Here is a 26,829-nt window from a genome sequence, read left to right on the forward strand (position 1 = left end):
GGAGTCGTCGGCCGTCGCATATCAGGATCGAGAGCTGCGTCGCAGCGGGGGCGTCTCGGCCCGGGCTCCCACCGGTTGCGCCGACGGGGTGGGCTGCGCGTCGCGGGCAGCGGTCGCCGGATTCTGAGCGGCAGCTTCGACGGACGCCGGCTGAGCCTGCGCAGGAGCGGATCCCTGAACCTGCCCCGCAGACGTCCTCCTGATCGGCGTGGCTTCCCGCTCGACGGGAACGTGGGGAACGACCGCGGGTGCGGGCGCGGTGCGCCTCCCCCCGCCCTTCTCCTTCTTGTCCTTCGCCGGCTTCAGGTAGTAGCTGTTGTTCTGCCGGTAATAGCCGTAGCTGTGGCTGTCGACGCCCTTGAGCGGCACCATGTTCAGCACGATGCCGAGGATGCGCGCGTGCACCTGCTCGAGCTGCGCGCGGGCCGCGGCTCCTGCCGCCTTGCGCGTCTGCCCGACGGCGAGCACGAACACCACGCCGTCGACGAGGGTGCTGACCACCGTGGCGTCAGTCACCGGGAGCACCGGCGGGGCGTCGATGATGATGAAGAAGTCCTTGCGGAACTCGCGCAGCAGATTGCTCAGTGCGACGGACCCGAGCATCTCGGATGGGTTCGGCGGGGTTCCCCCCGACGGCAGCACGAACAGGTTCGGGTCCTTGGTGGGCTGGATCGCGTTGCGCACCGCGACCTGACCGCTGAGCACCTCGCTGAGCCCGATCGTGCCGTCGATGCCGAAGTTGCGCGCCACCTTCGGCCGGCGCAGGTCGCCGTCGACGAGCAGCGTGCGCTGACCGGACTCGGCGATCACACGTGCCAGCGATGCGGCGGTCATCGACTTGCCCTCGCCCTGGCTGGCGCTGGTGATCATGACGACGCGCACTTCGCTGTCGACGCTCGAGAAGCGCAGCCCGGTGCGCAGTTGCCGGAACGCCTCGTTGGCGATGGTCTCGGTGCGCGAATCGCCCTCGGGCGTGCCGTTGCGTCCGAGCTTCGGCACACGGGCGAGCACGCCGGTGCCCATGAGCTCCCTCAGGTCGGTGTGAGCGCGGACGCGCACATCCAGAGCGCGACGCAGGAGCAGCCACACGTATCCGAGGACGAGACCGGCGGCTGCACCGATGCCGATCGCGAGCTTGAGGTTCGGCGTCGCCGGCGAGGTGGGCACGACGGCGTCGTCCATGGGGACGATCTCGATCGAGGATCCGTCGTTCTGCGTCTTCGACTCGATCTCGCCGACAACCGTCGCGAGCGCGTGCAGCGCACCGTTGGCGAGCTTCTGCGCATTCTGCGGCGAGCTGGACGTCGCCGTCACCTGGATCAGGGTCGATCCCGCGGCCAGGCGCGCGCTCAGCGATCCGTCCAGGGTCGCCGAACCCGCCTTGGTGTCCTTGAGGATCGCCTCGCGCACCTGCTTGCTGTTGATCAGCGCCAGATAGGAGCCGGCCTTCGACGTCGCCGCATCGGAGCCCGCGAAGACCGTCGTCCCCTGGGTCGCGATGAAGCCCGAGGACTGCGCCTCGTAGGTCTTGGGGGCGAAGAACCCGTAAGCGGCGCCGACCAGTGCGCCCCCGACGATCAGCAGGACGAGGATCTTCCATCCACGCCTGGTCATGGCGAAGAAATCAAGGACTGTCACGTGTCGGATCCCCCAATGTATAAGTCAGACGTCTACCGCGTTCGGCCGCATGCGGACGCACGCCGATCGTCATTCCCCGCAACGATGATACCCAGTGCGGATGAACGATCGGGAAACCGCCGCCCGCACCGCTTCTGCGCGGGCTCTCACTCCCCGAGCCGCCCCGCCGCACGGGTAGCCGTCTCCATCAGCTCCGCGACGCGCTCACGGCCGGCGGCGGGCGAGAACATCCTCTCCCACCGCAACCGCTGATCGACGGTCCGCGCCTCGGACTTCTGCTGCGCGAGCGCGGCGATGGCGTCCACGAGCGCGCCCCGGTCGCCCGCCGGAACGGTCGCGCCGTGTTCCGGCCCGACGACCTCGGGGAGTCCGCCCGCGTCGCTGACGATCACGGGAACCCCCGCCGACATCGCCTCGGCGGCGACCAGCCCGAACGGCTCCGCGACGACGGAGGGCACGACGAGCACGTCCACCGCATCGAAGAGATCCTGCGGCCGCACCCAGCCGACGCGATCCGTCAGCGCCGAGACGCCGGCCAGCGCCTCGGCGACGACTTCGCTCGATCGTGAGTCCACGAAGCGGGACTCGCCGGCGAGACGCAGGCGCACCCGACCGGGCATCCGCTCGGCCAGCTCGCCGATCGCCCCGGCCAGCACATGCACGCCCTTGTCCATGCCGAGACGCCCCAGATAGCCGACCACGAAGGGGTCCTCCGGCCGGCGACGCCGGGCGGTGGGTTCGAAAGCACTCGTCCAGTTCAGCAGCACGACCGACCCCGGCACCGTCCCCGCGAAGTGCTGCGAGGGAACCACCGTCAGCAGCGCGCGCACCCGCGCGAGACGGGCGACGATCCCCTTCTTCCCCTCCGGGTACTGATGCAGATGCACGATTCGGTTGCGCCGCCCCGCCGTCGCCGCGGCAGGCACCAGCCCGTTGCACCACAGGATCCCGTCGCGATGGCGACGATCCCACCGGCGCAGCGCAAGCATCCAGGTCACCCGGTCATGCGCGTCGAGCACCTCGACGTCCAGCGCCTTCGCCCGCGCTGCGTCGGCCAGGTCCGACGGATGACGCGGCGCGACCACCGTCACATCGCGGCCGAGCTCGCGCAGCGCCTCCGCGATGTGCATCAGCATCACCTCGCCGCCACCGATCGCACCGTTGTTCGTGGCGATCCAGACCCGCGACGCGCTCACGATGCCCCCTCCGCGACCGCGACCGTCACAAGACGACGCGCACTCAGCTCCCGCAGCGCCGTCTGCATCAGCGTCGCGGCGTCCGGATGCGGACCATGCTCGCGCGCGAGCACATCGTGCAGTTCGGCGACGGTGAGCGGGCGAGCGCAGGCCAGCCAGATGGTCACCGCGATACCCGCGAGGCGTGTGAAGGACGCCCCGGCCAGCACCGACACCTCGCCGTCCTGCTCGACGGCATCGGTCCATGGAGCCCGCGAGACGACGACATCATCGTCGACGTCGCCGCTGAACACGGCTCCCCCCTCCTCGTCATCACGCCACCGTTCGCCCTCAGGCGGGCGGTGCTCGCTCCATTCGAGGACACCGTCGGGGCGGTCCGCTTCCAGCAGCCCGCGCACGAGCGGCTCCGCATCGGCGATCTCCGCATAGGCCAGCCGAAACAGACCTCCTCCGCGCCGTGCCGCCTCCGCCAGCCTCTGCAGCGGGCGGTCCACCCGCCACAACGACGATGTCTGCGGCACGACCTCCGCGATCAGCTCATGCAGACCGATCGAGTCGAAGCGCGGCGGCACGGCCTCTTCGGAGCGAGAGAGGCAGACCATGGCCGCGAGACGGGGCGGTGCGATCGGGGTGGCGCCGAGCGCGAGGGCATCCGGTGAGGACTCCTCCTTCCCCCCGGGAAAGCCCGGCACGATCAGCGAGATCGGCTTGGTGAGCCCGTGCAGCTCCTCGTGCTCGTCGATCATCATCAGCTCGTCGCTGAGATATCCGAGCCGTCGTCCCAGGTGCCGGGCGGCCGTGCTCTTGCCCGTGCCGGAGGAGGCGACGAGCACGACCCCGCGACGTCCGTCCTCGGAGGCGAGCCCCGCGGCGTGCAGCAGCAGAGCGGAGCCGGCGTGGCGCTCGATCACGGCCTGCGTGATCGCCCTGGAGAACGCGTAGGGGAACGATCCATCCGTACGATCCGCGATCCGGGGGCTCAGGGTCGACAGGGCGTCCTCCCCGTCCGGAACCGGGCGGAAGCGGACATCGTCGTCCTCCCCCGAGTCGTCGATGACGCGACCCCACAACTCGCGCAGGGAGACGATGAACGCCGCAGGATTCGCGTAGGCGGACAGGTCGACCCGCCATCGTTCGCCGAGCAGACGCAGCACCACCGAATCGACCACGCCTCCCCCTTCCCCCGCGGTTCCGAGCGGACCGCCTCCTCCCCTAGGGTAGAGGCCATGGGGGGTGTCGGAGGTCCTGGGGCGGGGCGGATCGTGACCGCGCACTACGCCATCGCCCCCGAGATCGCCTGGGTCGACGGCGCCGACGGCGGCCGCGAAGAGAGCGCCGCCTGGATCGCCCGCCTCGACAACGCCGAACTCTACGAACTCCGCGACGCAGCCTGGCTCGTCTGGGTCCTCATCGCCGACGGCATCTGCACCGTCGACAGCATCCGCGCCGAAGTCGCAGACCTCCACGCCACCATCGACTTCGGCGAACAAGGACTCCAAGGCTTCCTCGACGACCTCGAACAACGCGGACTCGTCACCCGACGCTGATCCCGCAGCAGGCGGCTGCCCCGGGACGAGAAGCACATGGACGCACCGCGGAGATTCGCATCGTCATGCCGTCCGACCTCTTGGCCGACCGCTGTTCTCCCCTAGGGTAGAGCGCATGGGGGTGCCGGAAGTTCCGATCTGGGCGTTGACGCACCTCACCCATGCGTCCCTCCAGCGCACGGCGGAGCAGCGCTCCATCGACCTCCTGCACATCAAGGGTCCCGCGACCCGGCTCTCTCTGCGCGACGGCTGGCACGACTCGTCCGACGCCGACGTCCTGGTACGTCCGGCGCACCAGGACCGGTTCCTGAAGGCGCTGGTCGAGGACGGATGGACCCTGTTCAGCGGCTTCGACGAGAATGCGCCGTTCGAGTACGCGGCCAACTTCACGCACCCCTCGTGGACCTACGCGGACGTGCACCGTCAGTTGTCCGGACCTCGGGCGACGCCGGAGGCGGTGTTCGAGCGGCTCTGGCGCGATCATGAGACCGCCGACATCGGCCACCACCCCTGCCCCGTGCCCTCCGTGAGCGGGCAGATTCTCGTGCAGACCCTGCACATCGCCCGGTCGCACGACCCCGAACGCGCCGAGGCGTGGGCGCTGTCCACGCCCGAGCTGCGTGATGCGGCGCTGGTGCTGGCGCACGAACTCGACGCCGACGAGGCCTTCGTCGCCGGCATCGGCGACCTCGACGCACCATCCTCCGGAGCCTCGTCCAGGTGGGATTCGATGCCGCAGGATCCGCGTCACGGGCGGGGCGGATCGTGACCGCGCACTACGCCATCGCCCCCGAGATCGCCTGGGTCGACGGCGCCGACGGCGGCCTCGAAGAGAGCGCCGCCTGGATCGCCCGCCTCGACAACGCCGAACTCTACGAACTCCGCGACGCAGCCTGGCTCGTCTGGGTCCTCATCGCCGACGGCATCTGCACCGTCGACAGCATCCGCGCCGAAGTCGCAGACCTCCACGCCACCATCGACTTCGGCGAACAAGGACTCCAAGGCTTCCTCGACGACCTCGAACAACGCGGACTCGTCACCCGACGCTGAGGCGCATCGTCCGCTCCGGATCCTGCCGCAGGATCCTCGACGTCGATTGCGGGGGATCCCTCAGCCGTGATCCCTAGAATCGTGCCGTGACGTCCCGCCGCGAAGCCCGTGAAGCCCGCCAGTCCTCCGACGCCGCGACTGCCGGCACCGATGCCGCGGAGCCGCGCGACGACCTGGCGGCGATCTTCGGCGACGCGTCGACGGCAGCTCGCGACGAATCCGCCTCCGAGGGCGGTTCCTCCGACGGCGGCTCTGGGCGTGACGACTCGGGGCGAGGCGGATCCGACGATGGCGATCGATCCCGCGGACGCAAGCCCCGTCGCCCCCTGCTGAAGAGCGCACGGTTCTGGGTGCCGATCTCGCTGCTGCTGGTACTCATCGTCGCCGGCGTCGCCGGAGGAGTCGCCGCCAAGAAGCTGTACGACCAGGCGATGTCGGCGAAGTCCGATCTCGAGCAGGCCATCCCGCTTGTCGGGCAGGTGCAGCAGAGCATGCTCGCAGGTGACACCGCGACGGCCAAGACGACGATCGCGCAGATCGCCGCACTGACCGCGCAGGCCAAGCAGAAGACCAGCACCGGGCTGTGGAAGAACCTCGAGTGGGTGCCCGTGGCCGGCCCCAACCTGACCGCCGTGCGTGTCGCCGCCGACTCCGCCGATACGCTCGTGCGCGACGCGATCAGCCCCCTGACCGCGATCGATCTGCAGGCCGTGATGCCCAAGGACGGCGCGGTCGACGTGAAGAACCTCACCGACCTCGCCGGCAGGGTCAGCACCGCGGACGAGACGGTCACGCGGATCCAGCACGACCTGAACGCGCTGGACCGCTCCGTGCTCATCCCCCAGGTCGCCTCGGGCATCACGAAGCTCGATGACGAGCTCGACAAGGTGGGCCCCGTGCTCACCCCGGCGCACAACGCCCTCATGATCCTGTCGAAGGCCCTCGGATCGGACGGACCGCAGCACTATCTGCTGATCTTCCAGAACAACGCCGAGTCCCGCGGCACCGGCGGCAACCCGGCCGCGATCGCGATGCTGACCGCCGAGAACGGCCGGATCACGCTCACCCAGCAGGCAGGATCCGCCGACTTCCACAACGGCCGCGACACACCGATCATCCCGCTCGATCCGCAGCTGGAAGCCCTCTACGGCACCAAGATCGGACGCTGGATCCAGGACTCCACGCTCTCCCCCGACTTCACCGACACGGCGAACATCGTGCGTGCCTACTGGGCCGAGTCGTTCGGCACCCCGGTCGATGCGGTCGTCTCGTTCGACCCCGTGGCGCTCAGCTATCTGCTGCGGGCGATCGGCCCGGTGACGCTTCCCACGGGCGACGTGCTCACGGCCGACAACGCGGTGCCGCTGCTGCTGAACGAGGTCTACGCGAGGTACCCCGAAGGCCCCGAGCAGGACGCGTTCTTCGCGGCAGCGGCGAAGGCCGTGTTCGAGGGGCTGCTCAGCTCGCACCCCGATCCGAAGACCCTGCTCGACGCGCTCAGCAAGGCCGCGAACGAGGGCCGCCTGATGTACGCACCCGGAGCGAAGGAGCAGGCCGCACTGCTGGCAGGCACCCCCGTCGGCGGCAACATGCCCGCCGACAACACCCAGACGACCGACCTCGGCGTCTACCTCGACGACATCACCGAGGGCAAGCTCGACTACTACATGCGGATGAGCATCGCGGCCACGAGCACTCAGTGCCGGGCGTCCGCCGCACCCACCTTCACCAGCACCGTCACCCTGAAGAACACGCTCGACCCGGGCGCCGCGGACGGCCTCCCGGTGTACATCTCGCCGGCGCGGTTCTTCCCCAAGGGCGACGTCTCGACCGACATGTACCTCTACGGCCCGGTCGGATCCACGCTCACCGGCGTGACGATGAACGGCCAGCCCGTGGCCGCGACCGGGCAGCCGCATCTGGGCCGCACCGCGGTCAAGGTGAACGTGCTGACCCACCCGGGCGAAGCGGTCACGGTCGAGGCGACGTTCACCGCACCGGTCGGAGCCTTCGGCCCGCTCGAGGTGCGGCACACGCCCATGGTCGCCGAGACTCCGGTGACGATCGACGCCCCTGGCTGCACCGCGAAGAAGTAGCCGGGATCCGGTCCTCGTCGAGCCCCTGAGCCACCGGCGTCACGGTGTGGGCGGCGTGGTCGGATCCGGCTCGGGCGGCGTATCGGGGACCGGCGGCTGCGTGGGCGCCGGGTCGACGGGCGGCGCCGACGGCGCTGCCGGGGCGTCGCCGCCACCAGGCCCGCCCCCGTCGCCGTTCGACGGCTGGTCGCTGGAGGATCCGCCCGCATCCGCGATGAGTGCGGCGAGCGCTGCGCGCCATGCGTCCCACGGACCGAACCAGGGCGGCGTGAACGGATCCGAGGACGCCATCGCGATCGCCGCACTGGTCGCCGCCTTGCGCAAGTCGCTGGATCCGTCGGCGTTGTCCTCCACGACCCGCACGGCATAGCCCGGCATCGTCCCGAGGAACGTCGAGATCGCCGAGTGGAACGCCGCCCGTGCAGTGATGATCGCGTCCTGGGCGGCGGCCGTGTTCTTCTCGATCACGGCGAGGGTCGCGTCATCGGCGGTGCGCGGGGGCTTGGCCGGGACTGTCACCTCGCTCAGCGCCTGCACGAGCGCCTGCCGCGCGCTCTCCGCCGCGGCGCGTGCGGGCTCGTCGCTCGCGCCCTGCAGCGCGGCCAGTCGAGGCCCGAACTCCGTGGCCACTCCCTGGGACTCCTCGAGCTGTGCGGCCACACCGTCGATCGCGGCGGCAGCCTTGACGGCGCGCGCAGGATCCGCGGTGGCCGATGCCGTCGGAGCAGGGCGCATCGAGCCCGGAGCGGCGACCGCCCAACCGACCCCGGCGAGCGTCACGACGACCCCGACGCCCATCGCGATGAGCTGTCCGCGGGTCAGCCGCATGGCGCCGCCGGTCCGCTGCGGTCCGCCCGCGTGCTCCGGCGCCGGCTGCGGCCCCCGCCTCTCGCTGCGCGGAGGCCTCCCGAACCCGTCGAGCAGGGATCCCCCCGTCTCCGTGTCGGAGCGCGCGGCCGTCTCATCGCGGTCGCTCACGGGGGATCCGTCGGTCGTGGGCGCGCCCGCTTCCGGGTCGATCCCTCTCTCGGTGCGCTCCCGATCGGCATCCGCTTCAGACATGCTTCCCCATCCCCCGGTGACGCGGGCTGATGCCGACTTTACCGGCAACGCCCCCGTTCCGATGGCCAGGGCCGCCGGAGGATGGTGCCGGGCTACGGCCGCCCCATGCCCAGGTAGGTCCAGCCCGCGGCGCGCCAGGCCTGCGGATCCAGGCAGTTGCGCCCGTCGACGATGATACGGCCGCGGGCCAGCGTGGACGCATGCTCGGGTGCGAGCTCGCGACGATAGAGGTCCCACTCCGTGACGAGCACCACCGCATCCGCGCCTTTGAGCGCCTTGTCGCGATCCGCGACGTACTTCAGCTGCGGGTGCACTGCGGCCGCGTTGCCGAGCGCCTCCGGATCCGTCACCCGCACCTTCGCGCCCATTCCCCGCAGGCGGATCGCGACCTCGAGCGCCGGCGAGTCCCGCACGTCGTCGCTGTGCGGCTTGAACGCAGCGCCGAGCATGGTGATGCGGCGTCCGACGACGCTGCCGCCGAACGCGTCGACGACGAGGCGCACGGCGTGCTCACGGCGACGCAGGTTGATCGCGTCGACCTCGCGCAGGAAGCCGACCGAGGCTCCGCGGCCCAGCTCCTCCGCCCGCGCCGCGAACGCCCGGATGTCCTTGGGCAGGCACCCCCCGCCGAACCCGATCCCCGCGCCGAGGAAGCGCCGTCCGATCCGCTCGTCGTGGCCGATCGCCTCGGCGAGCCGGGTGACGTCGGCGCCCGAGGCCTCGGCGATCTCCGCCATCGCGTTGATGAACGAGATCTTCGTGGCCAGGAACGCGTTGGCCGCCCCCTTCACCAGCTCGGCCGTGGCGAGATCGGTGACCAGGAACGGGCTGCCCCCGGAGATCGCGTCGGCGTACGCCTCGCGCAGCACCTCGACCGCCCGCTCCCCCGCCTCGCCGGCGGCGGCGCCGACCACGAGCCGATCGGGATGCAGCGTGTCGTGCACGGCCCAACCCTCACGGAGGAACTCCGGATTCCACACCAGGACCGCCCCGGCGTCGGCCACCCGCTCGGCAAGCCCCGCCGCGGTGCCCACGGGCACGGTGGACTTTCCCGCCACCACATCGCCCGGCCGCAGCTGCGGATGCAGCGCATCGAGCGCGCCGTGCACGTAGCGCAGGTCCGCCGCGGATCCGTCGGGCTGCTGCGGGGTGCCCACGGCGACGAAGTGCACCTGAGCGCCGTGCGCATCGGCGATGTCGGCGGAGAAGGTCAGCCGTCCGCTCGCGACACCGCTCGCCAGCAGCTCGTCCAGCCCGGGCTCGAAGAACGGGGCGCGTCCTGCGGCGAGCGCGGCGATCTTCTCCGGATCCGTGTCGATCCCGATCACGTCGTGCCCGATCGACGCCATGGCCGCCGCATGTACGGCGCCGAGATACCCGCAGCCGATCACAGACATCCTCATGAGGACACGACACCCCGGGCGTCTCACCGGAGCGCGACCGGCGGGAGTCGTGTCGACGACGGGCGGGTGAACGGTTGGGGACGTGCCCTGAACGACAGCGTTCCGGATCCGGCTACCTCAGCGTCGCGGTCACGAGGATCGGCAGGTGGTCCGACTCCCCCTGCGGCAGCGTCCGCACCGTCTCCACGACGAAGCCCGAGGCGGCGGCGAAGTCGTAGAAGCCGCGGAACACCCGGTAGCGCGTGTACGTGTGCTGGTCGCTCATCACGAGCTCGTAGCCGACGTCGCGCATGTGCTCGCTGAGCCGCTCCTTGAACACCGGGTAGTTGAAGTCGCCGACGATGAGCTGCGGCAGCCCCCAGCCGAGCTCGGAGAGCTCCGACAGTGCGGAGCGGATCTGGTCCCGGCGCAGCGCGTTTCGTGCCGTGAGCGGCGCCGCGTGCAGCGACGCGATGAGGAAGTCGCGGCCCGCGTCGATGTCGCGCAACCGCACGCCGAGCAGCCGTTCGTGCGCGGGGCGCAGCACATGGTCGTGCAACGACTTCTTGACCGAGACGGTCGCCGAGTCGACGAGGCGGAACGCGCTGGAGCGGTAGTAGATCGCAAGACCCAGCCGATTGCGCTGGGTGGTGTGCGCGAGCACCAGGCCCCCCGCCTGCTCCGGAAGCGACGCGGTGTCCCCCTCCTGCAGGCAGAGCACGTCGGGGTCATGCGCATCGACGAGGTCGTCGAGCTCATGCGCCGCGCGATGCTTGCGCAGGTTGTAGGAGATGATCCGCACGCCCCCACCGTACCGGCGTGCCCTCTCGCCAGCCTGAGCGGACGCCCGAGTTCATCGGATGTTGCGGATCCGGATCCGCCTCAGTCGTCCTGGTCGCGACGGTTGCGGGTCTGCTCGGCGCGCGCCGCCAGCAGGTCGTCGGGCGGATACCCGACCTCGGTGAGCGTGAGACCGCGCGCGGCGAGCACCTTGAATGCGCTGGTGCGGGTGAGGTCGTCGCGCAGTCGAGCCACGTCGGCGATCTCGAGGCGCCCCTCCCCGACGGCAGCGCACGCGCCCACGAGCGCGCGCACCATGCTGTGGCAGAACGCGTCGGCCTTCACCTCGGCGACGAGCACCCCCGCCGCGTCCCGCGTCCAGCGGTAGTCGAGCAGGGTGCGGATCGTGGTGCCCTCCTCGCGCGGCTTGCAGTACGCGGCGAAGTCGTGCAGGCCGATCAGCGTCTGCGCGGAAGCGTCCATGGCGCCCTCGTCCAGGGCCGCGCGGACGGTGGTGGTGTCGTGGCGGAGCAGGGGGTCGTACCCGGCGCGGGTGTCGGCGAGTCGGTACCGGTAGCGACGCCAGACGGCGGAGAAGCGGGCGTCGAACCCCTCCGGAGCGAGCGACGTGCGCGACACGGTGACGTCGGGGTACTGTCCGAGCACGCCGCGGATGCGCGACGCCAGCGACGCCGCCGGGTCGTTCGCGGCCCGGCCGTTGCGGGACTGCACGCGCGCCCACTGGCGTGCGTCCAGGTCGACGTGCGCGACCTGTCCGGTGGCGTGGACGCCCGCGTCGGTGCGGCCGGCGACGACGAGACGCGGGCCCGCCGTGCCCGGCTCCCCGCCGCCCGGCTCTCCGGCATCCGGATTCCCACCGTCCGACGCCGCCGCCGGCCCGACGATCCGGGCGAGGGCCGCCTCGATGGTGCCCTGGACGGTCCGCAGTCCGGGCTGCTTCGCCCAGCCCCGGAAGTGGGTGCCGTCGTAGGCGATGTCGAGACGGATGCGCACGGATCCAGGGTACCGACCCCCCGCCCCCGTCCCCCGTGCGTGCCCCGCCCCGTGCGCGTCCCCGTCCCGCGTCCCGTCCCGTGCGCGTCCCCGTCCCGCGTCCCGTCCCGTGCGCGCCCCCGCCCGGGCTTCCGCGAGACTCTACTTCCTGCGCCAGACTCGCGTTCTGCCGTGCCGTCTCATGCAAAGAGTGGAGTCTCGCGGAAGGGGGCGACGGGTCCGGGCCTGGCGCGGATCCGGAACATCCTGGGACTCAGTCTCAATCTGTGCGAAACTGAATCTCAATCTATGCGACACTGAATTCCAGGTGACCGACGCCGGCACCCGAGTCGGCGGCGCAGCGGCATCGAGTCAGACCGAGATCGAAGGAGATCCCATGGTCAGCAGCACCTTCCCCGACGTCGAGATCCCCGCGGTCCCGATCCACGAGTATCTGTTCGGCGACATCTCCGAGCACGACCTCGACCGGGTCGCGCTCATTGACGGCATGTCCGGAGCGGAGACCACCTATCGCCAGCTCATCGGCCAGATCGATCTCTTCGCCGGCGCGCTCGCAGCGCGGGGCATCGGCCTGGGCGACGCGGTGGGGCTCCTCTGCCCGAACGTGCCCGCCTTCGCGACCGTGTTCCACGGGATCCTCCGCTCCGGCGCCACGGCCACCACGATCAATGCGCTCTACACCGCCGACGAGATCGCGAACCAGTTGCGCGACGCCTCGGCGTTCTGGCTCATCACGGTCAGCCCACTGCTGCCGCAGGCGCAGGCCGCCGCGGAGCAGCTCGGCCTCCCCGCCGACCAACTGATCGTCCTGGACGGCGTCGACGGCCACCCCTCGCTGCGGGACCTTCTCGGCGAGGGACACCATGCGCCCGACGTGCACTTCGACCCCGCCACGCACGTGGCCGTCCTGCCCTATTCGTCGGGCACGACCGGCCGCCCCAAGGGCGTCATGCTCACGCACCGGAACCTCGTCGCCAACGTCGCCCAGAGCACGGTCTCCATCGACTTGAACGACGACGACCGGATCCTCGCCGTGCTGCCGTTCTTCCACATCTACGGCATGACGGTGCTGCTGAACCTGGCCGTGCGCCTGCGCGCGACCCTCGTCACGATGCCGAAGTTCGACCTCGTCGAGTTCCTGCGCATCATCGCGGAGCAGCGCACCAGCTGGCTGTTCATCGCACCGCCCATCGCTGTGGCCCTGGCCAAGCATCCGCTGGTCGCGCAGTACGACCTGGGTTCCGTGAAGGTCGTGTTCTCGGGCGCCGCACCGCTGGACGGAGCCCTCGCCCACGCCGTCGCCGAGCGCCTCGATTGCGTGGTGCGGCAGGGCTACGGCATGACCGAGACGAGCCCGGTGACGCACACGATCCCGGTGGAGCGCGACGACATCGACCTCTCGTCGGTGGGCCTGCTCAGCCCGAACACCGAAGCCCGGCTTCTCGCAGAAGACGGATCCGATGTCCTCGTCCCCGCCGAGGGCGCGAGCGAGCCCGGCGAGCTGCTCATCCGCGGCCCCCAGGTCATGAAGGGCTACCTGAACCGCCCGGATGCGACGGCCGACATGCTCGACGCCGACGGCTGGCTGCACACCGGCGACGTCGCCACGGCGACGTCGGGAGGTGTGTTCCGGATCGTCGATCGCCTCAAGGAGCTCATCAAGTACAAGGGCTACCAGGTCGCCCCGGCCGTGCTCGAGGCGGTGCTCCTCGAGCATCCGGCGATCGCCGACGCCGCCGTGATCGGCACCCTCGACGAAGACGGCCAGGAGGTGCCCAAGGCGTTCGTGGTGCTGCAGCAGGGCGCGTCCCTCGACGAGGAAGGCGTGAAGGCACACGTCGCGGCCCACGTCGCCCCGCATGAGAAGGTGCGGATGGTCGAGTTCATCGACGTGATCCCGAAGTCGAGCTCGGGCAAGATCCTGCGCAAGGACCTCCGCGCCCGGCCCTGACCGCCGCCCCCTCACGTGAGACTCCACTTTCTGCGTGAGACTCCCCTGCTACGGGTCAGTCTCATGCAGAAAGTGGAGTCTCGCGGATCCGGGCCCGCGGATCCGAGCCCGCGGATCCGGGCCCGCGGATCCGGGCCCGCGGATCCGAGCCCGCGGATCCGAGCCTGCGTCGGGCGGGGTGTCAGACCGCCGCGTTGTCTGGTGCGTCCTGGGGCGCACGCCGGAACACGACGTAGTGGTACAGCAGGAAGCGCACCACCACGATCACCGCGATGCTGCCGAGGTTCACGATGTTGACCAGAGCCGGGCCCGGGGCATGCCCGGTGAGCACCTCGACCGCCTCGGCGCCGAGCCAGACCAAGCCCGCGCCCAGCAGTGTGCAGGCGAGGTTCACGCCGATGAACAGTGCGATCTCGGCCCCCCGTCCGCGCCGGTCGCGGTGGCGGAAGGTCCACTCGCGGTTGCCGAAATACGCATTGATCAAAGCGACGAGCGAAGCGGCGATCTTGCCGACGACCAGATCCCACCCGAAGACGTAGACGAAAAGGTTGAACGCACCAACCTCGATGAGGGTGCTGATGCCGCCGACAATCAGGAACCGGGTGCCGATTCCCGCCAGACGGCGCAACCGGGAGCGGCGATCCATAGCGCTACTAGAATACCCGGGGGAGGCGCGGCCTGTGACGTCTTCCGTTCCGCCGACACCTGAGGTTCGAGTGCAGTACGCCCACCTGGCCATTGTGATGCCGGCCTACAACGAGGCCGAGGGCATCGGTGGTTTCATCGACGAGATCCGCTCCGCCGTCGCCCCACTCGCCCAGCGCGTCACCTTCATCGTCGCCGACGACCGCTCCACCGACGGCACCGCGGCCGCGCTCGCCGGCATCGCCGACGTCGACGTGCAGACCCAGCCCGCGAACCGCGGGCACGGCCCCACCGCGCTGGCCGCCTACCGCGCAGGGCTCGCGCTCTCCCCCGACGCCATCGTGCACGTCGACGGCGACGGGCAGTTCGTCGGATCCGAGATCGCGGCCGCCGCTCGCGCCCTCTCCCGGTCCGGCGCCGACGTGGTGCACGGCGTGCGGCACTCCCGCACCGACGCCTGGTACCGGCGCGTGCTCACCGCCTGCGTGCGGCTGCTCGTCGCCGCGTTCGTCGGTCGCGGCGTCCCCGACGTGAACACCCCCCTGCGCGTGTACCGCCCCGAGCCGCTGCGGATCCTCGTGAACGCCGTGCCCTCCGATGCCCTCGTGCCGCATGTGCACTTCTCCCTCGCCGAGGTGCGGGCAGGTCTCGCCGTGCGCTATCTGCGGGTGCGCAGCATCCCCCGGCGCGGCACGTCCAGCACCGGCACGATGTGGGGCCGGGTGTCGCGACCGTCGCTGCCGCCGAGGAAGCTGGTGCTGTTCGCCGTGGACGCCCTGCGCGAGGTCTGGAGCTGGTCCCTGCGTCCCGGTGCGCCGCTCCGGGCGCTCGCGCTCGAGGGGCCCGACCCGGCGGGCGCCGCAGTCGGATCCGGATCGTCATGACCCGCCGCCTCGCCGGCGCCGCTTTCTGGATCCTGCTCGCGCTGCTCGTCGTCGCGAACGCGCTCGTGATGTGGCACAGCCTGACCGTGCTGCGGCTGTGGGAGGACGAGGCGTTCAACCTGACCGTGCCACGCAACCTCCTCGCCGGTCTCGGCTACACGAGCGACGGCACCCTGTCCGGTTCGACGCTCACCCCGTTCGATCCGCGCATCTCCACCGGGCCCGTGGTGCTGCTCCCGGCCGCCGGGGTGCTGATGCTCGGTGTGGATCCGGTGATCGGCGCCCGGCTCGTTCCGCTCGCGTACTGGGTGCTGCTGCTGGTGGGGTGCGCGGTGCTCGGACGCCGCGTCGCCGGTCGCTCCGGCGCGCTGATCGCGGTGGCCCTGCCTCTCGCGTTCAACACGGCCGAGAGCGTCTCGCCCATTCAGGGCCCGGCCGACCTGCTCGGCGAGATCCCCGCGGCGGCGCTGATCGTGTGGGCGCTGATCGCGCTGCCGCGCCGCGGCTGGCTCGCCGGGCTGCTGCTGGGGCTCGCGGTGCAGGCGAAGCTCATCGCGCTGCTCGCGCTGCCGGCATTCGCCGTCGCGCTGTTCCTGCTCACCCCACCGGCCCCGTTCGGACGGCGCCTGGTCGCGACGCTGCGCCGCAGCGTGCTGCCCCTGGTTCTGGTGGCCGCGCCGACGCTGCTGATCGAGCTCGTGGCCCTCGTTTCGCTGGGTGCCACCGGCTATGCCCGGCACGTACGCGCGCTCGGCGGTTTCTTGCTCAGCGGTGGTCAGCACATCGCGCCCACCACGGTGCCGCAGAAGCTCGGCACGCTCGCCGGGGCGTGGTTCGTGCCCTGGTGGCTGATGGCGGCTGCCGTGGCCCTGGCCGTCGCCGCCGGGATCTGGGCGGCCGTACCCGCGCGCGGCACCGCACCGAGCGGAGCCCGGCGTCGCTGGTGGCAGCGCGATCCGCAACTGCTCGCCCTCGGCCTCGGCTCCGCCGTGGGCCTGCTCGCCTTCGTCGGATGGTGGGCGCAGGCCTCCCAGTTGCCGCTGTGGGTGCGCCACCCCGCGGTCGGGGTGTTCGCGTTCGCCCCGGTGCTCGCCGCGATCGCCGCCCGCGCGGTGATGGCTCTCTGGCACCGCCGGTCGCCGTCCGGCTCGCCGAGCCCCGCACGGTTCCTCGCGGTCGCCGCCGCGGTGCTCCTGGGTGTCGTGGTGTCCGCGGGGGTCGCCGGTGACGCGGCCCGTGCGGCGCGCCCGCCAATGACGGAGACCCTCGCACAGCAGCGGGCCGCGATCGCGCCGCTCGCCGAGTGGGTCCGCGACAACGACGTGACCTGGCTGGCGGCGAAGCCCTGGGGCGGACCGGTGTCGTCGGTCGTGCTGACCGGCGCTCATGTGGGCCTGTTCGACGCTCCCGCGATGCGCCGGACGCCAACCCTCGAGTACGGCGCCTGCGGAACCGGATCCCCCCTCGCCGCGGCCGGCGGCATCGTGATCTGCCCCGCTCCCTGACCGGATCCCGAGCCGCGTCGACGACGAAGCCCGCCGCCCCACAGGGGACGACGGGCTTCGAACGATGGGGCGCCTTACTCGGCGGCCTTCTCCTCGGCAGGAGCGTCGGCGGCGGCCTCGGTGATCTCCTCGGCCTCCTCGACGACCTCAGCCTCGGCGGCGACCTCTTCGGCGACCTCAGCCTCGACGACCTTGGCGGCCTCCTCGACGACCTCGGCAGCAGCAGCCTTCTCCGCCTTGGCGGGCTTCGCTTCGTCTCGCTCCGTGCGGCGCTTCACCTTTGGCGCGACGGGCTCGAGCACGAGCTCGATCACGGCCATGGGCGCGTTGTCGCCCTTGCGGTTGCCGACCTTGGTGATGCGGGTGTAGCCGCCCTCACGCTCGGCGACCAGCGGAGCGATCTCGGCGAACAGCACGTGCGTCGCCTCCTTGTTGCGCAGCACGGACAGCACGCGACGACGCGCGTGCAGGTCACCGCGCTTGCCGAAGGTGACGAGGCGCTCAGCCAGCGGACGCAGGCGCTTGGCCTTGGTCTCGGTGGTCTTGATCGACTTGTGCACGAACAGCTGAGCGGCGAGGTTCGCGAGCAGCAGACGCTCGTGGGCGGGGCCGCCTCCGAGGCGGGGACCCTTGGTGGGCTTGGGCATTGTTCTCTAGCTCCTGGATCGGAAAGGGTCGGGTATCAGAAGGACTCGTCTTCGGAGCCGCCGTAGAAGTGGGCGCCGTCGAAACCGGGCACCGAATCCTTCAGCGACAGGCCGAGCGAGACGAGCTTGTCGCGCACCTCGTCCACCGACTTCTGTCCGAAATTGCGGATGTTCATGAGCTGCGTCTCCGAGAGGGCGACGAGCTCCGAAACCGTGTTGATGCCTTCGCGCTTGAGGCAGTTGTACGAGCGGACGGACAGATCGAGGTCCTCGATCGGCATCGACAGCTCGTTCGAGAGCACGGCCTCTACCGGCGCGGGGCCGATCTCGATGCCCTCGGCCTCGACGTTCAGCTCGCGGGCGAGGCCGAACAGCTCGGTCAGCGTGCGACCCGCCGAGGCGACGGCGTCGCGCGGGATGATCGAGTTCTTGGTCTCGACGTCCAGCACGAGCTTGTCGAAGTCGGTGCGCTCGCCGGCACGGGTGGCGTCGACGCGGTAGCTGACCTTGAGCACGGGCGAGTAGATCGAGTCGATCGGGATCTGGCCCGCCTCGGCGTACTCGCTGCGGTTCTGCGCCGCCGACACGTAGCCGCGACCGCGCTCGATGGTGAGCTCGAGCTCGAACTTGGCGGTGTCGTTGAGGGTCGCGATGACCAGCTCGGGGTTGTGCACCTCGACGCCGGCCGGAGCGGAGATGTCCGCCGCGGTGACCTCGCCGGCACCCGTCTTGCGCAGGTAGGCCGTGATGGGCTCGTCGCGCTCCGAGGAGACGACCAGCTGCTTGATGTTGAGGATGATCTCGGTGACATCCTCCTTCACACCGGGGATGGTGCTGAACTCGTGGAGGACGCCGTCGATGCGGACGCTCGTGACGGCCGCGCCGGGGATCGACGACAGCAGGCTGCGACGCAGCGCGTTGCCGATCGTGTAGCCGAAGCCGGGCTCCAGCGGCTCGATGACGAACCGGCTGCGGTTCTCGGAGATCTTTTCCTCGGTGAGAGTGGGACGCTGTGCGATGAGCACTGTGTGTTCCTTTCGATCACGTGCCCGCTATATGACACGTGTGGGTGAGGTCTTGAATTGTGGAAGAACGCGGGTGAGGATCCCCGGTCTCGAACGACCGGGGATCCTCAGAGTGCGTCAGACGCGGCGGCGCTTCGGCGGGCGGCAGCCGTTGTGCGCCTGCGGCGTCACATCCTGGATCGAGCCCACCTCGAGGCCGGCGGCCTGCAGCGAGCGGATCGCGGTCTCGCGGCCGGAGCCCGGACCCTTCACGAAGACGTCGACCTTCTTGACGCCGTGCTCCTGCGCCTGGCGGGCAGCGGACTCCGCGGCCATGCCGGCGGCGTACGGCGTCGACTTGCGCGAGCCCTTGAAGCCCACGCCACCGGACGAAGCCCAGCTGATGACGGCGCCGGACGGGTCGGTGATCGAGACGATGGTGTTGTTGAACGTCGACTTGATGTGGGCCTGGCCCAGCGCGATGTTCTTCTTCTCCTTGCGGCGCGGCTTGCGCGCGGCGGCCTTGGGTGCAGCCATGAAAGTGTTCTCCTATTCCCTGGCCGCTTAGCGGGCCTTCTTCTTGCCGGCGACCGTGCGCTTCGGACCCTTGCGGGTGCGCGCGTTGGTCTTGGTGCGCTGACCGCGGACCGGCAGGCCACGGCGGTGACGAAGACCCTCGTAGGAGCCGATCTCGACCTTGCGGCGGATGTCGGCGGCGACCTCGCGGCGGAGGTCACCCTCCACCTTGTAGGTGCCTTCGATGTGGTCGCGGAGGGCGACGAGCTGGTCGTCGGAGAGGTCCTTGACGCGGATCGACTCGTCGATCTCGGTGGCCTTGAGGATCTCGACCGAACGGGTACGGCCGATGCCGTAGATGTAGGTGAGGGCGATCACCACGCGCTTGTCGCGCGGGATGTCGACGCCGGCAAGACGTGCCATGCGGTAACTCCTGGAGTGTTGTGGAGGTGTGGAGCAGGATCGGTGCCCGGGCCTCCGCCCGAGGTGTCCCCCTTGCGGGTTCTGATCCTGCCTGTCAGTTGTTGAGTTGTGAGATCGCGAGAGATCCGGGCCGAGGCCCGGGTACTCAGCCCTGGCGCTGCTTGTGGCGCGGGTTGCTCTTGCAGATCACCATGACGCGGCCGTGGCGGCGGATCACCTTGCAGTGGTCGCAGATCGGCTTGACGCTGGGGTTGACCTTCATGTTGCTTCCTTATCGCTGTCTTCACCGGGCAGGCGCGGACGCCTGGGGTGTTACTTCTCGACCGGCCTAGCGGTAGCGGTAGACGATGCGACCGCGGGTGAGGTCGTAGGGCGAGAGCTCCACGACGACGCGATCCTCGGGGATGATGCGGATGTAGTTCTGCCGCATCTTTCCGGAGATCGTTGCAAGGACCTTGTGTCCGTTGGAGAGCTCAACGCGGAACATCGCGTTGGGCAGTGCCTCGGACACGACGCCTTCGATCTCGATGACACCGTCTTTCTTAGCCATAGCCTCGCTGACGCTTCTGCAGACCGGTCGATCTGCGGTGGGTGGGTGGTGGTGGAGCTGTGCGGATCCGGACACGCCGGACCAAGGCGCAAAGCACCAAAGATCTATGATAGTCCGGATCCGCCGATCCGCAAAATGCGGTGGGTCCTACTTCTGGTCGACGATCGCCTGCAGCTTGGCGACGTCGGCCTGCTTGCTCGTGTCGAGGCGCTGTCCGTTGATCTCGATCGTCGGCGTGCCCTGGATCTTGTGCGCCGTCGCCTGCGCGGTCGGGAACTTGAGGAACGTGCCCGCCTTGATCGTCGCCTCGGACTTGTCGGCGCCGACCTGCTTCGCGTAGTCGATCAGCTGCTGGTCGGTGAGACCGGGGGTGTTCTCGGTCGGCTGGTTCTCGAACAGGATGTTGAGGTAGTCGAGGAACTTGTCGGGGTTCTCCTGCGCCACGCTGTACGCGGCGGCCGCCGCTCGCGAGGAGTAGTTCGTGCCCTGCGAGTAACGGTCGAGGATCGCGATCGGGTGGTACTCGAGCGTGATCTTGTTGTCCTTCGCGAGCGCCTGGAGCTTGGAGCCGTATTCGCTCTCGAAGCTCTTGCAGATCGGGCACTGGAAGTCGACGAAGACGGCGACCTTGTCCTTGCCGGATCCCGTGATGACAGCGCCGGTCTCGGAGTTGATGATGGCGCTCTTGGGCGCGGCGCCCGGATCCGTCGCCTTGTTGTTCAACCAGACGACGACGCCGACGAGTGCGATGAGCACGGCGACGACCGCGGCGGTGATTCCGATGGCGAACCCGTTGGTCCTGCCCTTGGCAGCGGCCATGTGTGTGTCTCCTTCTTCGGGATCCGTGCCGTGGATCCGCTCAGCTGTGTCTTCCCATTGTGCCCGATGCAGGCTTTGAGCCCCGTGGGAGCCCCCCTCCCCTCCCCCCTCCCCTCCCTCCTCGCCTCCCCGCCCGACCGCTTCCCACCCGACCGCTTCTCGCGAGACTCCACTTTTTGCATGAGACGTCACGCCAGACGCAAAGTCTCGTGCCGAAAGTGGAGTCTCGCGAACGACGAGTCACCAGAATCTGTCCGTCCTCCCCAGACCCCCTGGGTCGCGATGAGTTCACCGGTTACGTGCGCCGAGCCTGCTGCACCGTTCGACACGGCACGATCGGACACATGCTCCAGAAGCTCGCAGACCGCGCAATCCTGACATCCCCGCAGCCGCTCGTCCGGTCGCGGCTGAGTCGTGAGATCGGATCCGCGTCCGACCGCGCCTCACTCGTACGGGTCCGGCGCGGGGTGTACGCAGACGCCGCCGGCTACCGGAGACTCCCCGGCTGGCAGCGCTACGCCGTCCGCGTGCACGCCTTCGCGGCACAGCACCCCGACGCCGCGCTGGCCCTGGAGGCGGCGGCGGTCATACACGGTCTGCCGTGGTTCGGAGAGGCCGCGATGATCCACGTGCACGATCCGGATCGCACGCACTCGGGACGCTTCGGCGACGTCGTGGTACACACGAGCGAGGCGCACCGCAGCCTCGTTCGCGTCGGTGGACTCCTGGTGACCTCGATGCTCGACACCGTGGTGGACCTGGTCCGCGTTCTGCCTCACGCACAGGCACTGGCGGTGCTCGACTCCGCGCTCTCCTCAGCCCAGGGAGGACCCCTCCGCCTCGCGGAGATCCGAGAGTGCGCCTCTGCACGCCCGGGGACCAGGGGAACTCGACGCGAACGCTGGGCCTGGGAGCGGGCCGATCCGCGATCCGAGTCGCCCGCGGAGAGCATCAGCCGCACGGTCATCGAGTGGTGGGGCTTCGAAGCACCGGACCTCCAGCGCACGTTCCGCTACGAGGGCGTCGAAGACCGCGTCGACTTCTTCTTCGCTTCCCGTGGGGTGATCGGCGAGGTCGACGGTTGGGGCAAGTACCGGTTCGAGGATCCGGAACGGGCAGCCGAACTGCTGCGTGCGGAGAAGCGGCGCGAAGACAGGCTGCGCAGACACAGGCACCCGTTCGCGCGGTGGGAGCTCGGCGACGCCTGGCGCGCCGACCCGTTGCGCATGGCCTTGTCCGCCGCCGGAGTTCCTCGCATCCGCCCCGCCGAGATCATGATGCTCGGCACCCTTCAGGACCGGCGTCGCCAGCTCATCCCTCGTCCCCACGTCGCACGGGCGCGCGAGACTCCACGTTTTGCATGAGACACAGCTCCGGGTCCGGCGTCTCATGCGAAAAGTGGAGTCTCACGCGAGGCGCACCTCACGCGAGGCGCACTCCCGACGAGCGCACCCGCAAGAGCGGGGCGGAGCTAGGCGAACGGGGCGGGGGTGATGCCGAAGGCAGCGAGGCCCGCCGCACCGCCATCGGCGGCCGTGAGCACCCAGATGCCGTCGTCGTGCAGGGCGACACTGTGCTCCCAGTGCGAGCCGTCCGAGCCGTCGGTCGTGGTGACGGTCCAGTCGTCGTCTTCGACGTAGGTCTTGTCCGAGCCCGCCGTCACCATGGGCTCGATCGCCAGCACCAGCCCCGGACGCACCTCGGCGCCACGATCGGAGGTGCGGTAGTTGAACAGGCTCGGGGACTCGTGCATCTTGCGGCCGATGCCGTGCCCGACATACTCCCGCAGGATCCCGTAGGGCTTGCCGGAGACGGCCGAAGGACCTGCGGAGAGGATGTGGTCCTCGATGGCGGCCGAGATGTCGCCGAGATGGGTGGCCGAGGCCATGGCGGCGATCCCCGCCCACATCGACCCCTCGGTCACGTCGGACAGTTGCCGCCGCGCCTCCACGACCGCAGCCTGCGCCTCATCGGGCACGACGACGGTGATGGCGCTGTCGCCGTTCCAGCCGCGATACTGGGCACCGGCGTCGATCGACACGATGTCTCCCGGCTGCAGCACGCGAGACCCGGGGATCCCGTGCACCACCTGGTCATTCACCGAGATGCACGTGGCGTTGCGGTAGCCGCGCACGAGCTTGAAGTTCGACTCCGCCCCGCGGTCGACGATCACGCGGTCCGCGATCGCGTCGAGCTCGCCCGTCGTGATGCCGGGACGCACGGCGCTGCGCACGGCATCGAGGGCCGCGGCAGTGATGAGCCCCGGCTCGACCATCGCCTCGAGCTGTGCGCGGCTCTTGTAGATCGAGCGACGGAACGCCACGTCAGACCGCAGCCGTGCGCACGAGGCCGCGGAGGGCCAGCGCGGTGAAGATGCGCTCGGAGATCTCGTCGAGGCTGCCCACGCCGTCGATCCGGTCGACGATGCCCCGGGCGCCGTAGGCGTCGAGGATCGGCGCCGTCTGAGCCTCGTAGATGTCCAGACGGTGCGCGATGGCCTCAGGGGTGTCGTCGGCGCGGCCCTGCTCGGTGGCGCGCAGGGTCAACCGGGCGATGCTCTCCTCGCGCGGGACGTCGAGCAGGATCACGGCATCGAGCGCTGCACCCTGCTCCCCCAGGAACGCGTCGAGGTGCGCGACCTGGGCAGCGTTACGCGGGTAGCCGTCGAGCAGGAACCCGTTCACGGCGTCGGCCTGCGACAGCCGGTCGCGCACGAGCGCACCGGTGAGCTCGTCCGAAACCAGGTCCCCGGCGTCGAGGATGGCCGTCACCTGCTTGCCGAGGTCCGTGCCCTCCTTGATGTTGGCGCGGAAGATGTCTCCGGTCGAGACCACGGGGATGCCGTAGGCCTCGGCGATCCGCACTCCCTGCGTGCCCTTGCCGGAGCCCTGCGGCCCCACGATCAGCAAGCGTGCGGTGGAGTGAGCGGATGCCGTCATCGGAGGAGCCCTTCGTAGTGTCGCTGCTGCAACTGCGCGTCGATCTGCTTGACCGTCTCCAGCCCGACGCCGACGATGATGAGGATCGAGGCGCCGCCGAACGGGAAGTTCTGGTTCGCCCCGACGGTCGCCAGAGCGATCAGCGGGATCAGCGCGATGAGACCGAGGTACAGCGACCCGGGAAGCGTGATCCGTGTGAGCACGTAGTCGAGGTACTCCGCCGTCGGGCGGCCCGCGCGGATCCCGGGGATGAATCCGCCGTACTTCTTCATGTTGTCGGCGACCTCGGTCGGGTTGAACGTGATCGCTACGTAGAAGTACGTGAACCCGATGATCAGCAGGAAGTAGACCGCCATGTAGATCGGGTGGTCGCCCTTGACGAAGTACGTCATGATCCAGGTCGCCCACGCCGGCGGCGTCTTGCCGTCCTGCGGGATGTTGAACTGCGCGATCAGCATCGGGATGTACAGCAGCGACGAGGCGAAGATCACCGGGATCACACCGGCCATGTTGACCTTGATCGGGATGTAGGTATTGGTGCCGCCGTACGTGCGCCGGCCGACCATCCGCTTCGCGTACTGCACCGGGATCCGGCGCTGCGACTGCTCGATGAAGACGACGAGCGTCATCACGATGATCCCGACGAGCAGCACGAGCAGGAAGACCTCGAAGCCCTTGGTCTGCCAGATCGCCCACATCGCGCCGGGGAAGGTCGCCGCGATCGAGGTGAAGATCAGCAGCGACATGCCGTTGCCGATGCCCTTCTCGGTGACGAGCTCGGCGAACCACATGATGAGGCCGGTACCGGCCGTGAGCGTGATGATGAGCAACAGCTGCGCCCACCACACGTCGTTGGTGAGCAGCTGGTTGCACGCCGCGACCCCGGTCTGACCGAAGAGCTGGCCGGTGCGGGCGACGGTGACGAGAGTCGTGGACTGCAGCAGGGCGAGCGCGATCGTCACGTAGCGGGTGTACTGCGTGAGCTTGGCCTGACCGGCCTGGCCCTCCTTGTGCAGCGCCTCGAAGTGCGGAATGACCACGCGCAGCAGCTGGGTGATGATCGAGGCGGTGATGTACGGCATGACGCCGAGAGCGAAGATCGACAGCTTCAGCAGCGCGCCGCCGGAGAAGAGGTTGACGAGCCCGAGCAGGCCTTCGGTGCCGCTGTTCTGGGCGAGGCACTCGGAGACGTTCGGGAAGCTCACGAACGGAGCGGGCACGGTGGATCCGAGGCGGTAGATCGCGATGATCGCGATCGTGAAGCCGATCTTCCGACGAAGATCCGGCGTGCGGAAGATCCGCGCGATGGCGCTGAACAAAAGCTTGCCTTCCTGAAAAGGGATGATGCCCCACGAGGGACAGTCAATTACCCAGGGTAACGCAAGAGGGGCCGGAGAAATCTCCGGCCCCTCTCGACGCTTGTTACTTGACGGATCCGCCGGCGGCGACGATCTTCTGCTCCGCGGAGCCGGAGACCTTGTCGACCGACACGGTCAGCGCCACGGCGATGTCGCCGTTGCCCAGAACCTTGACCTTCTCGTTCTTGCGAACCGCGCCCTTGGCCACGAGGTCGGCGACGGTCACGTCCCCGCCCTTCGGGTAGAGCTCGGCGAGCTTGTCCAGGTTCACGACCTGGTACTCCACGCGGAACGGGTTCTTGAAGCCGCGGAGCTTCGGGGTGCGCATGTGCAGCGGCATCTGCCCACCCTCGAAACCGACGCGAACGGTGTTGCGGGCCTTGGTGCCCTTGGTGCCGCGACCGGCGGTCTTGCCCTTGGAGCCCTCACCGCGACCGGCACGGGTCTTCGCGGTGTTGGCGCCGGGGACCGGACGCAGGTGGTGCACCTTCAGGACGCCGGGACGGGAGACCGCGGTCTCCTCGGCCTTCTTGGCGGCCGGCTTCTTGGCGCTCTTTGCGGTGGTGGTGGCCGCTTCCTTCTTCTCAGCCATTAGTCGATCTCCTCAACCTTGACGAGGTGAGCGACCGCGCGGACGTAGCCGCGGGTCTGGGCGTCGTCGGGACGGACGACCGAGTCGCCGATCCGCTTGAGGCCGAGGGAACGCAGCGTGTCGCGCTGGTTCTGCTTCTCACTCACCTTGGACTTGACCTGCGTGACCTTGAGGCGCGCAGCCATCAGGCACCTGCCTTCTGCGCAGCGATGGCGTCAGCCTCTGCGCGGACGAGACGCGCCGGAGCGACCTGGTCGAACTCGAGGCCACGACGCGCGGCGACCGCACGGGGCTCCTCGAGCTGCTTCAGGGCCGCGACGGTCGCGTGCACGATGTTGATCGTGTTCGACGAGCCGAGCGACTTCGACAGCACGTCGTGGATGCCGGCGCACTCGAGCACGGCGCGGACCGGACCACCGGCGATGACACCGGTACCGGCAGCGGCCGGACGCAGCAGCACGACGCCGGCCGCGGCCTCGCCCTGCACGGGGTGCGGAATGGTCGACGCGGAGCGCGGCACGCGGAAGAAGTTGCGCTTGGCCTCCTCGACGCCCTTCGAGATGGCGAGGGGGACCTCACGGGCCTTGCCGTAGCCGACGCCCACGAGACCGTTGCCGTCACCCACCACGACGAGCGCGGTGAAGCTGAAGCGACGGCCACCCTTGACGACCTTCGACACGCGGTTGATGGTCACCACGCGCTCGAGGAACTGGTTGTCCCCCCGGTCACGGGAGTTGCGGTCGCGACCGCCCTGGCCGCGGTCGCGGCCACCACGGCCGCCGCGGCGCTCGTCGCGCTGCGGAGCCTCGGAACCGGCCGCGTTCTCGGCGGCAGGAGCCGTCTCGGTCACTTCGTTCTCCTTGATGTCACTCACAGTGCCAGCCCCCCTTCACGGGCGCCATCGGCGATGGCCGCGACGCGACCGGCGTACCGGTTGCCACCACGGTCGAACACGGCCTCCGAGACACCGGCGGCCTTCGCGCGCTCGGCGACGAGCTCGCCGACCTTGCGGGCCTTGGCGGTCTTGTCACCGTCGAACGCGCGCAGGTCGGTCTCGAGGGTGGAGGCACTGGCCACGGTGTGGCCCTTGCTGTCGTCGACCAGCTGCACGAAGACGTGGCGGGCCGAACGGGTGACGACCAGGCGCGGACGCACCTCGGTGCCCTGGACCTTCTTGCGAAGGCGGGCGTGACGACGCGAACGGGCGTCGGACTTCGTCTTGATAGCCATG

General features: G+C 69.7%; 30 protein-coding genes. 8 read left to right on the plus strand and 22 right to left on the minus strand.

Annotated elements, in window-relative coordinates:
• Positions 1–21 precede the first annotated feature (21 nt).
• The 3 genes from WFJ01_RS09320 to WFJ01_RS09330 all read right to left on the minus strand — a co-directional run bounded on the left by WFJ01_RS09320 (position 22) and on the right by WFJ01_RS09330 (position 4,003).
• Entirely contained in the window at positions 22–1,614 is a 1,593-nt protein-coding gene (locus tag WFJ01_RS09320; RefSeq protein WP_336628859.1) for a polysaccharide biosynthesis tyrosine autokinase, read from the minus strand.
• Between the two features lie 170 nt (positions 1,615–1,784).
• Positions 1,785–2,834, minus strand: a complete 1,050-nt coding sequence (locus tag WFJ01_RS09325) for a glycosyltransferase family 4 protein (RefSeq protein WP_292883808.1) — start codon at positions 2,832–2,834, stop codon at positions 1,785–1,787.
• Positions 2,831–4,003, minus strand: coding sequence for a hypothetical protein (locus WFJ01_RS09330; protein ID WP_292883807.1), 1,173 nt, complete (start codon positions 4,001–4,003; stop codon positions 2,831–2,833). Before WFJ01_RS09330 ends, WFJ01_RS09325 begins: the two co-directional genes overlap by 4 nt.
• 93 nt (positions 4,004–4,096) lie before the next feature.
• Between WFJ01_RS09330 and WFJ01_RS09335 the strand changes: the two genes are divergently transcribed.
• The 4 genes from WFJ01_RS09335 to WFJ01_RS09350 all read left to right on the plus strand — a co-directional run bounded on the left by WFJ01_RS09335 (position 4,097) and on the right by WFJ01_RS09350 (position 7,527).
• On the plus strand, positions 4,097–4,381 hold the full coding sequence (locus WFJ01_RS09335; protein ID WP_294979880.1) for a hypothetical protein: 285 nt from the start codon (positions 4,097–4,099) through the stop codon (positions 4,379–4,381).
• Positions 4,382–4,496: 115 nt separating this feature from the next.
• Positions 4,497–5,150, plus strand: a complete 654-nt coding sequence (locus WFJ01_RS09340) for a nucleotidyltransferase family protein (RefSeq protein ID WP_292883805.1) — start codon at positions 4,497–4,499, stop codon at positions 5,148–5,150.
• On the plus strand, positions 5,147–5,431 hold the full coding sequence (locus WFJ01_RS09345; protein ID WP_336628860.1) for a hypothetical protein: 285 nt from the start codon (positions 5,147–5,149) through the stop codon (positions 5,429–5,431). The genes WFJ01_RS09340 and WFJ01_RS09345 overlap by 4 nt, the downstream gene beginning before the upstream one ends.
• Before the next feature lie 86 nt (positions 5,432–5,517).
• Positions 5,518–7,527, plus strand: coding sequence for a DUF4012 domain-containing protein (locus WFJ01_RS09350; protein ID WP_292883802.1), 2,010 nt, complete (start codon positions 5,518–5,520; stop codon positions 7,525–7,527).
• Positions 7,528–7,566: 39 nt separating this feature from the next.
• Here WFJ01_RS09350 and WFJ01_RS09355 read toward each other — a convergent pair whose 3' ends face one another.
• From WFJ01_RS09355 to truA, 4 genes are all read right to left on the minus strand, one after another.
• Positions 7,567–8,589 (minus strand): hypothetical protein, encoded by a 1,023-nt coding sequence (locus WFJ01_RS09355; protein WP_292883799.1) that lies wholly within the window; start codon positions 8,587–8,589, stop codon positions 7,567–7,569.
• Positions 8,590–8,681: 92 nt separating this feature from the next.
• Positions 8,682–9,992 carry a UDP-glucose dehydrogenase family protein gene (locus tag WFJ01_RS09360; RefSeq protein WP_292883796.1) on the minus strand — a complete coding sequence of 437 codons (1,311 nt, stop codon included), beginning with the start codon at positions 9,990–9,992 and terminating at the stop codon, positions 8,682–8,684.
• Positions 9,993–10,104: 112 nt separating this feature from the next.
• Positions 10,105–10,773: an endonuclease/exonuclease/phosphatase family protein gene (locus tag WFJ01_RS09365; protein ID WP_292883793.1), complete on the minus strand. Its 669-nt coding sequence runs from the start codon at positions 10,771–10,773 to the stop codon at positions 10,105–10,107.
• A gap of 80 nt (positions 10,774–10,853) precedes the next feature.
• A complete protein-coding gene (gene truA / locus WFJ01_RS09370; RefSeq protein WP_292883790.1) occupies positions 10,854–11,765 on the minus strand; it encodes a tRNA pseudouridine(38-40) synthase TruA in 912 nt (303 codons plus the stop codon).
• A 376-nt stretch (positions 11,766–12,141) separates the two neighbouring features.
• On the opposite strand from truA, the gene WFJ01_RS09375 reads away from it, so the two are divergent.
• Positions 12,142–13,716 carry an AMP-binding protein gene (locus tag WFJ01_RS09375; RefSeq protein WP_292883787.1) on the plus strand — a complete coding sequence of 525 codons (1,575 nt, stop codon included), beginning with the start codon at positions 12,142–12,144 and terminating at the stop codon, positions 13,714–13,716.
• Positions 13,717–13,897: 181 nt separating this feature from the next.
• On the opposite strand, the gene WFJ01_RS09380 is transcribed toward WFJ01_RS09375, so the two are convergent.
• On the minus strand, positions 13,898–14,362 hold the full coding sequence (locus tag WFJ01_RS09380) for a GtrA family protein (RefSeq protein ID WP_292883784.1): 465 nt from the start codon (positions 14,360–14,362) through the stop codon (positions 13,898–13,900).
• 70 nt (positions 14,363–14,432) lie between these two features.
• Here WFJ01_RS09380 and WFJ01_RS09385 point away from each other — a divergent pair, with 70 nt between their 5' ends.
• Together WFJ01_RS09385 and WFJ01_RS09390 are read left to right on the plus strand one after the other, a co-directional pair.
• Entirely contained in the window at positions 14,433–15,245 is an 813-nt protein-coding gene (locus WFJ01_RS09385) for a glycosyltransferase family 2 protein (protein WP_292883782.1), read from the plus strand.
• The gene (locus WFJ01_RS09390) at positions 15,242–16,750 is read left to right on the plus strand and encodes a hypothetical protein (RefSeq protein WP_292883780.1); all 1,509 of its coding nucleotides are present in this window, start codon (positions 15,242–15,244) and stop codon (positions 16,748–16,750) included. Before WFJ01_RS09385 ends, WFJ01_RS09390 begins: the two co-directional genes overlap by 4 nt.
• A 74-nt stretch (positions 16,751–16,824) precedes the next feature.
• Here WFJ01_RS09390 and rplQ read toward each other — a convergent pair whose 3' ends face one another.
• From rplQ to WFJ01_RS09425, 7 genes are all read right to left on the minus strand, one after another.
• Entirely contained in the window at positions 16,825–17,397 is a 573-nt protein-coding gene (gene rplQ, locus WFJ01_RS09395; RefSeq protein WP_292883778.1) for a 50S ribosomal protein L17, read from the minus strand.
• Between the two features lie 35 nt (positions 17,398–17,432).
• On the minus strand, positions 17,433–18,422 hold the full coding sequence (locus tag WFJ01_RS09400) for a DNA-directed RNA polymerase subunit alpha (protein ID WP_045249904.1): 990 nt from the start codon (positions 18,420–18,422) through the stop codon (positions 17,433–17,435).
• A gap of 117 nt (positions 18,423–18,539) precedes the next feature.
• Positions 18,540–18,938: a 30S ribosomal protein S11 gene (rpsK, locus tag WFJ01_RS09405; protein WP_045249905.1), complete on the minus strand. Its 399-nt coding sequence runs from the start codon at positions 18,936–18,938 to the stop codon at positions 18,540–18,542.
• A gap of 27 nt (positions 18,939–18,965) precedes the next feature.
• A complete protein-coding gene (gene rpsM, locus WFJ01_RS09410) occupies positions 18,966–19,340 on the minus strand; it encodes a 30S ribosomal protein S13 (RefSeq protein ID WP_292883774.1) in 375 nt (124 codons plus the stop codon).
• 145 nt (positions 19,341–19,485) lie between these two features.
• Positions 19,486–19,602: a 50S ribosomal protein L36 gene (rpmJ, locus tag WFJ01_RS09415; protein WP_005050492.1), complete on the minus strand. Its 117-nt coding sequence runs from the start codon at positions 19,600–19,602 to the stop codon at positions 19,486–19,488.
• A 66-nt stretch (positions 19,603–19,668) separates the two neighbouring features.
• The gene (gene infA, locus WFJ01_RS09420) at positions 19,669–19,890 is read right to left on the minus strand and encodes a translation initiation factor IF-1 (RefSeq protein ID WP_018171468.1); all 222 of its coding nucleotides are present in this window, start codon (positions 19,888–19,890) and stop codon (positions 19,669–19,671) included.
• A 147-nt stretch (positions 19,891–20,037) separates the two neighbouring features.
• The gene (locus tag WFJ01_RS09425) at positions 20,038–20,709 is read right to left on the minus strand and encodes a DsbA family protein (RefSeq protein WP_292883771.1); all 672 of its coding nucleotides are present in this window, start codon (positions 20,707–20,709) and stop codon (positions 20,038–20,040) included.
• Between the two features lie 344 nt (positions 20,710–21,053).
• Between WFJ01_RS09425 and WFJ01_RS09430 the strand changes: the two genes are divergently transcribed.
• Entirely contained in the window at positions 21,054–22,073 is a 1,020-nt protein-coding gene (locus tag WFJ01_RS09430; RefSeq protein WP_336628861.1) for a hypothetical protein, read from the plus strand.
• A 107-nt stretch (positions 22,074–22,180) separates the two neighbouring features.
• Here the strand turns inward: WFJ01_RS09430 and map are convergent, their stop codons facing one another.
• The 7 genes from map to rplR all read right to left on the minus strand — a co-directional run bounded on the left by map (position 22,181) and on the right by rplR (position 26,828).
• Positions 22,181–23,032 (minus strand): type I methionyl aminopeptidase, encoded by an 852-nt coding sequence (map, locus tag WFJ01_RS09435; protein WP_336628862.1) that lies wholly within the window; start codon positions 23,030–23,032, stop codon positions 22,181–22,183.
• Between the two features lies 1 nt (position 23,033).
• Complete coding sequence (locus tag WFJ01_RS09440; RefSeq protein ID WP_336628863.1) at positions 23,034–23,648, minus strand: adenylate kinase; 615 nt, start codon at positions 23,646–23,648, stop codon at positions 23,034–23,036.
• The gene (gene secY, locus WFJ01_RS09445) at positions 23,645–24,967 is read right to left on the minus strand and encodes a preprotein translocase subunit SecY (RefSeq protein ID WP_251445572.1); all 1,323 of its coding nucleotides are present in this window, start codon (positions 24,965–24,967) and stop codon (positions 23,645–23,647) included. The genes WFJ01_RS09440 and secY overlap by 4 nt, the downstream gene beginning before the upstream one ends.
• 103 nt (positions 24,968–25,070) lie before the next feature.
• Positions 25,071–25,598 (minus strand): 50S ribosomal protein L15, encoded by a 528-nt coding sequence (gene rplO, locus WFJ01_RS09450; RefSeq protein WP_336628864.1) that lies wholly within the window; start codon positions 25,596–25,598, stop codon positions 25,071–25,073.
• Entirely contained in the window at positions 25,598–25,783 is a 186-nt protein-coding gene (rpmD, locus tag WFJ01_RS09455) for a 50S ribosomal protein L30 (RefSeq protein WP_045249910.1), read from the minus strand. Before rpmD ends, rplO begins: the two co-directional genes overlap by 1 nt.
• Complete coding sequence (gene rpsE, locus WFJ01_RS09460; RefSeq protein ID WP_442928055.1) at positions 25,783–26,472, minus strand: 30S ribosomal protein S5; 690 nt, start codon at positions 26,470–26,472, stop codon at positions 25,783–25,785. Before rpsE ends, rpmD begins: the two co-directional genes overlap by 1 nt.
• Positions 26,469–26,828 carry a 50S ribosomal protein L18 gene (gene rplR, locus WFJ01_RS09465; protein ID WP_336628865.1) on the minus strand — a complete coding sequence of 120 codons (360 nt, stop codon included), beginning with the start codon at positions 26,826–26,828 and terminating at the stop codon, positions 26,469–26,471. Before rplR ends, rpsE begins: the two co-directional genes overlap by 4 nt.
• Position 26,829: the final 1 nt, after the last annotated feature.

It is taken from the genome of Microbacterium sp. MMO-35 (assembly GCF_037147555.1).
GTDB lineage: Bacteria > Actinomycetota > Actinomycetes > Actinomycetales > Microbacteriaceae > Microbacterium.

What these genes read in the sequence shown, in the direction of transcription:
- WFJ01_RS09430 (WP_336628861.1), top strand. Translation starts at nt 21,054, where the DNA reads ATGCTCCAGAAGCTCGCAGACCGCGCAATCCTGACATCCCCGCAGCCG.
- rplQ (WP_292883778.1), bottom strand. Translation starts at nt 17,397, where the DNA reads ATGCCCAAGCCCACCAAGGGTCCCCGCCTCGGAGGCGGCCCCGCCCAC.
- rplR (WP_336628865.1), bottom strand. Translation starts at nt 26,828, where the DNA reads ATGGCTATCAAGACGAAGTCCGACGCCCGTTCGCGTCGTCACGCCCGC.
- infA (WP_018171468.1), bottom strand. Translation starts at nt 19,890, where the DNA reads ATGGCTAAGAAAGACGGTGTCATCGAGATCGAAGGCGTCGTGTCCGAG.
- WFJ01_RS09380 (WP_292883784.1), bottom strand. Translation starts at nt 14,362, where the DNA reads ATGGATCGCCGCTCCCGGTTGCGCCGTCTGGCGGGAATCGGCACCCGG.
- WFJ01_RS09390 (WP_292883780.1), top strand. Translation starts at nt 15,242, where the DNA reads ATGACCCGCCGCCTCGCCGGCGCCGCTTTCTGGATCCTGCTCGCGCTG.
- WFJ01_RS09355 (WP_292883799.1), bottom strand. Translation starts at nt 8,589, where the DNA reads ATGTCTGAAGCGGATGCCGATCGGGAGCGCACCGAGAGAGGGATCGAC.
- rpsK (WP_045249905.1), bottom strand. Translation starts at nt 18,938, where the DNA reads ATGGCTGCACCCAAGGCCGCCGCGCGCAAGCCGCGCCGCAAGGAGAAG.
- rpmD (WP_045249910.1), bottom strand. Translation starts at nt 25,783, where the DNA reads ATGGCTGCGCGCCTCAAGGTCACGCAGGTCAAGTCCAAGGTGAGTGAG.
- WFJ01_RS09425 (WP_292883771.1), bottom strand. Translation starts at nt 20,709, where the DNA reads ATGGCCGCTGCCAAGGGCAGGACCAACGGGTTCGCCATCGGAATCACC.
- WFJ01_RS09360 (WP_292883796.1), bottom strand. Translation starts at nt 9,992, where the DNA reads ATGAGGATGTCTGTGATCGGCTGCGGGTATCTCGGCGCCGTACATGCG.
- rplO (WP_336628864.1), bottom strand. Translation starts at nt 25,598, where the DNA reads ATGGCTGAGAAGAAGGAAGCGGCCACCACCACCGCAAAGAGCGCCAAG.
- WFJ01_RS09340 (WP_292883805.1), top strand. Translation starts at nt 4,497, where the DNA reads ATGGGGGTGCCGGAAGTTCCGATCTGGGCGTTGACGCACCTCACCCAT.
- WFJ01_RS09440 (WP_336628863.1), bottom strand. Translation starts at nt 23,648, where the DNA reads ATGACGGCATCCGCTCACTCCACCGCACGCTTGCTGATCGTGGGGCCG.
- WFJ01_RS09375 (WP_292883787.1), top strand. Translation starts at nt 12,142, where the DNA reads ATGGTCAGCAGCACCTTCCCCGACGTCGAGATCCCCGCGGTCCCGATC.
- rpsM (WP_292883774.1), bottom strand. Translation starts at nt 19,340, where the DNA reads ATGGCACGTCTTGCCGGCGTCGACATCCCGCGCGACAAGCGCGTGGTG.
- rpmJ (WP_005050492.1), bottom strand. Translation starts at nt 19,602, where the DNA reads ATGAAGGTCAACCCCAGCGTCAAGCCGATCTGCGACCACTGCAAGGTG.
- WFJ01_RS09320 (WP_336628859.1), bottom strand. Translation starts at nt 1,614, where the DNA reads ATGACCAGGCGTGGATGGAAGATCCTCGTCCTGCTGATCGTCGGGGGC.